Source organism: Thiobacillus sp. (assembly GCF_018780105.1).
In the GTDB taxonomy this organism is placed as follows: domain Bacteria; phylum Pseudomonadota; class Gammaproteobacteria; order Burkholderiales; family Thiobacillaceae; genus Thiobacillus.
Window position 1 is genome coordinate 1 of sequence record NZ_JADMKC010000023.1, and the last position, 1,795, is coordinate 1,795.

Annotated in this window: 2 protein-coding genes; both read right to left on the minus strand. The window is 67.3% G+C overall.

What is annotated here, in order from left to right; translation table 11 throughout:
• Nucleotides 1–123 precede the first annotated feature (123 nt).
• Complete coding sequence (locus tag IV098_RS12605; RefSeq protein ID WP_296889583.1) at nt 124–1,323, minus strand: ABC transporter permease; 1,200 nt, start codon at nt 1,321–1,323, stop codon at nt 124–126.
• Nucleotides 1,320–1,795, minus strand: a 476-nt coding sequence (locus IV098_RS12610; RefSeq protein WP_296889585.1) for an FtsX-like permease family protein, incomplete at its 5' end; no start/stop codon positions are given. The genes IV098_RS12605 and IV098_RS12610, both read right to left, overlap by 4 nt.

Genomic DNA, 1,795 nt, shown 5'->3' on the forward strand with positions numbered 1-1,795 from the left:
CCTTTGCCGCTGATCCACCCGGCAGGCTCAATTTCCGGCGGGGCTGAGAGGGGAGATAGGTCAAAACCAGTGCGGTGGTGACGGATTGGATTCGCGCAGCTTAGATTTCAAGGCAAACGCCAATTACTCCGCCCGCAATGCCTCCACCGGATTCAACCGCGCCGCGCGCAAGGCCGGCACTACACCGGCTGCCAACCCAATCAGCACCGACGCAATCAGCGCACCGATCGCGTAGTCCCACGGGATGTTGACCGGGAGGCCGCTGACGGTGGTTTTCAGCAGGCCGGCGATCCCGGCGCCGAGCGCCAAGCCGCCGATGCCGCCGAGGCTGGCGAGCAAGGTCGATTCCATTAAAAACAGGGTGCGGATCTGTGCCCGCGTGGTGCCGAGTGCGGTGAGCAGGCCAATTTCGGCGACGCGTTCGGCGACCGCGATGTGCATCAGCGTGACCATGCCGACCGCGCCGACCAAGAGCGAAATACCACCGAGCGCGGCGACGGCGAAGGTGAGCACGTCCAGCACGGTGCCGAGCGTTTCGAGCATCTGCTGTTGCGGCGTCAAGGTGAAATCCTCGCGGCCATGGCGGGCAAGCAGGATGCGATGGGTATCGGCGACGACGGCGTCGAGCGGCGCGCCGGGGCGGTAGGCGATGTGGATTTCCATCACGCCTTCGCGATTGAAGACTTCGAGCGCGCGCGCGGTGGGAATGTAAACCGTGTCGTCGAGGTCGAAGCCGAGCACCTGCCCCTTGGGTTCCATCACGCCGATGACGCGGAAGCGCGATGAGCCGACCTGCAGGGTGGCGCCGAGCGGGTTGGCGCTGCCGAACAGTTCGTTGCGCACCTTCGATCCCAGCACCACATAGGCGCGCGGGTTGCGCGGATCGTCGGCAGGCAGGAACTGACCGACTGCCACCCGCATGTTGAAGGCGCGCGAAAAGTCGGGCCCCTCGCCGTACACCGTGACGCGCCGGCTGCGGCCCTGGGCGCGAATTTCCGCGTTGCCCATCACCCCGGCATTGGTGTACTGCACGTAGCGCGAAGACTTCAGCGCCAGCGCATCGTCTACCGTGAGCAGGCGCGCGCTGCCGATCGAGCCAACCGAGGTGCCGTGGGTGCGGGTCTTGCCGGGGGTGACGGTGAGGATGTTGGTGCCGAACTGGGTGAACTCGGCCAGCACGAAGCGGTGAATGCCGTCGCCGATGGACGTCAGCAGGATCACCGCGGTGATGCCGATCGCGATGCCCGACATCGACAGCAGCGTGCGCAGCGGGTGTGCGGTGAGCGCGGTGCGGGCGTAGCGCAGGGTGTCGAGCAGGGTCATTTTCCGCTCAATGCCCGCACCGGATCGAGCCGGGCTGCGCGCGCGGCGGGCAGCAGGCTGGCGACAATGCCGGTAATCAAGGCGGTGGCGATGCCGGCGACGCTGGCCCACACCGGTGGCCAGGCCGGCAGGGTGGGATAGGCCAGCCGGATCGCCCAGCTGCCGAGATGGCCGAGCGCGAAGCCGAGCCCACCTCCGGCCAGCGACAGCCACAGCGCCTCGGCGAAGAACAGCCGGCGGATGTCGGCGGCGGGTGCACCGATGGCCTTCAGCAAACCGATTTCAGAAGTGCGCTGCGCCACCGCCACCAGCATCACGTTCATCACCAGGACGCCGGCCACCGCCAGGCTGATCGCGGCGATGCCGGCCACTGCCAGCGTCAGCGCGGAGAGGATGCGGTCGAAGGTGGCGAGCACGGCGTCCTGGGTGATGACGGTGACGTCTTCCTCGCCGTCGTGGCGCTGCGTCAGCA

Excerpts from the sequence above, each read along its gene's own strand:
- IV098_RS12605 (WP_296889583.1), bottom strand. The coding sequence starts at position 1,323 with ATGACCCTGCTCGACACCCTGCGCTACGCCCGCACCGCGCTCACCGCA.